The organism is Acinetobacter sp. HR7 (assembly GCF_000773685.1).
Classification (GTDB): domain Bacteria; phylum Pseudomonadota; class Gammaproteobacteria; order Pseudomonadales; family Moraxellaceae; genus Acinetobacter; species Acinetobacter thermotolerans.
Window position 1 is genome coordinate 1 of the sequence record NZ_JPQO01000049.1, and the last position, 2,870, is coordinate 2,870.

At 32.0% G+C, this 2,870-nt stretch carries 3 protein-coding genes; all 3 read left to right on the plus strand.

Annotated features, from left to right (window positions below; translation table 11 throughout):
• Positions 1-447 precede the first annotated feature (447 nt).
• The 3 genes from GW12_RS03450 (at position 448) to GW12_RS03455 (ending at position 2,597) form a co-directional block, all read left to right on the plus strand.
• Positions 448-912, plus strand: coding sequence for an Hsp20 family protein (locus GW12_RS03450; protein ID WP_034583412.1), 465 nt, complete (start codon positions 448-450; stop codon positions 910-912).
• 241 nt (positions 913-1,153) lie between these two features.
• A complete protein-coding gene (locus tag GW12_RS15840; protein ID WP_171077656.1) occupies positions 1,154-1,291 on the plus strand; it encodes a hypothetical protein in 138 nt (45 codons plus the stop codon).
• Between the two features lie 1,075 nt (positions 1,292-2,366).
• Positions 2,367-2,597, plus strand: a complete 231-nt coding sequence (locus tag GW12_RS03455; RefSeq protein WP_034583415.1) for a hypothetical protein — start codon at positions 2,367-2,369, stop codon at positions 2,595-2,597.
• Positions 2,598-2,870: the final 273 nt, after the last annotated feature.

A 2,870-nucleotide genomic window follows, 5' to 3' on the forward strand; every position in this document is an offset into this window, starting at 1 on the left:
TGTTAGCCGGATGCTTACGAAAGGCTGTACTAAGAGAATTTATATCTTAATAGTAATTGAATCGTATAAATGAGTGATTTTTTATTTGTATAAAGCCAAGTTAAGACAATATTAAAAAGAAGGAGAAAAATAATGCTTAAATTTTTATGCTGTTTTCTATGTTTAAAAGGTGTTACTGAAATTAATTATGAGTGGGAGCAGGAAAATAGAGAAGTGGGTGAATAATCAAATCTTGATATTCTAAGAATACTTAGAGTTTGTTAACTCCAGATCAGAAAACTTTAATTTCAGACGAAATATACGAATTTTATTTTAGTTGTTATTAGGGATTGAAAATATCAGGTAGAACCCTGATAACTTTAATAACAAGTGAGATTGCTTTAGATTCTGTGATCATGAGTAAGAACAGAAATCTCAGCTGATTGTTAGAATCAGGAGGTTATAGCAATGAGTAATTTCAGTCTGTCACCACTATTCCGTCGGAGTATTGGTTTTGATTGTTTGAGCGATCTGTTTGATTTCGCCTTGCAAAGCGAAACACCTAATTATCCTCACTACAATATTGAAAAAACCGGAGATAATAGTTACCGAATCTCCGTTGCGACTGCCGGTTTTAATAAGGACCAACTTGAAATCAATCTGGAAAATCAGGTCCTGACCATTAGCGGTAAAGTCACCGAAGAAGAAAAAAATGACACTGATAAAGAATATCTGTACAAAGGTATTTCAAGTCGCTCATTTACTTTGTCATTACGACTGGATGAACATGTCGAGGTTCAACAGGCAGACTATACCAATGGTTTGTTAACTATCGATTTGCAACGGAATGTGCCTGAAGAACAACGACCTCGTCAAATCCCGATTGGTCGAAAAAATTCTGAACAATTACTTGAAGAATCTCAAACGCAATAAATATATAAGTTTAAAACTTTAAAAGGTTAAATTTTAAACCACCTTTCGGGTGGTTTTTTTATAAGTTTTAATATAAGAATAAAACAAAAGAAAGTTGTTAAAATACATTTAATATTAGGTATTTAATTTGATACACATAAATTAACCTTTCATTTAAAAAAACACTCTAAATCACTTTGGAATGCAATGCATGTAGATGGTACTTATATAGGATGGTATTTTTGATACATAGAGGTGAAAAATGAGATTATTAACTTTGATTGGTGCTGGTGTATTGGCTGGTTATTGCTATAAAAAAGCAAAATGTAGAAAAGGAAATGGAAAGAGTTGTGCTCACGATGCAGAGACAGATAACAAGGCTCCTAATACAACTCAATAACTAAAGATAGGCCTCACATTCAAGTGAGGTCTTTATTTTTATATGTTAAATTTTTTAGATATTTACTTTAGCTGCCTAACACGAAATAAAAAATATGAAAAACAATGTCTTTATTGCCAGAAATACCAAAAAGTAACCTAACTTAAACGGGTAAAAACAGTTTCTCTATATTCTCTATACTTTGTCATTTAGCTTTCAATGCTACTTTTAAATCACAATAAAACCAACAAAGAAGAATAAATAATAAAGAGGTACTAGACCTATCCCGCTTAGTTTCCCCAAGCTAAGTGGGATTTTTATTAGGAATAAGATTGTAATTTTTTGCCAGTGATCAAAAAACAAACTTATATAAAATGCGCAATCAGATTTTTATGGCTGTAACTTCCCAAGTTTTCGCCTCCTTTAGGGAGGCATTTTTGTATCCGGAGATTTTCTTGTGCTTCGATTCTTCCTTTGTTTAATTGGCTTTCATGGCAAGACTGAGTTTGACTATTCAGCAATAAGGGAAGAGATCAAAGTATGTCGGCATTGCCTGAGAGTTACTCACCAAAAGAAATTTAAGAACAAAAATAAGCGTATTCCAAAGACTAAAGTTAAATATTCCTAACGGAGTATATAACTAGAATCGCTAGTTTTTTATTTTAAGGATGTATCTAGAAGTAACTCGATAAGATCCAAGTAAAAGCTCACTTTTTTGGGGCTTTTTGGCTTTGTAATAAAATGATTTAAAAGATTTAGTATTTTGCTGCAAATTTAATCTGCTCAAAAATGGTAGTGTATAGTGAGGTGATCACCAAATAATAATCTGAGGGTGGTGTAAAAATGGAAACTAATTTTGATTGGGATAAGTGGATCGCATAGAAAATTATCAGGATGTTATTTCTTATAGACCAATTCCACTAGATGTTAAATCAATCCCAACCTCATTCTGTCCGAATCATCCAAATATTCTCTATGTGAACTCTATTGATGAAAGTATTTATACTCAAATTTTTTGCCTAAGCTTCTAACCCTGTCAATCATCGATTGGATAAATTATCTGCTAGTCTCATATTTTTATAATTTGAGGTTATGTATGAAATTATATTTTGAATCTTATTCAGTTGATGAAAAAGTTAGAAATATTGATGGATCAATGGTAAAGGCAACATTAAATGTTGTTAAGAAGGTGGTTTCGAATGGGGAAATACCGCTTTCAACGACAAACTATCACTATATTGAAAGTATCTCGGTTGCTGGAATCACTTCCGCTACCCGGGATATGAATGCTTTCACAATGCCTGATGGATCAGTATATTTCATATAGCCATTAGTGCTAGAAATCAGCTCGCTTAATTTTAAATTGGGCGAGCTTTTTTATTGCCTATTCAAAAGGCACTTGTGATATGCAGGTATTTGTTATGGGTATTGTTAAAAAATCTTATAGTAACAATAAAAACATCCTCCTAATTTGAGGATATCAGTTATCCTTTTTTTTTAATTAAAACGCCAATCTCAACTTTTTAAGTCATTGAAATAAAAAGGACATAACCTCATTTTAAATCCGTCTATGAAAATAAAATTACAGTTATGTCCACTG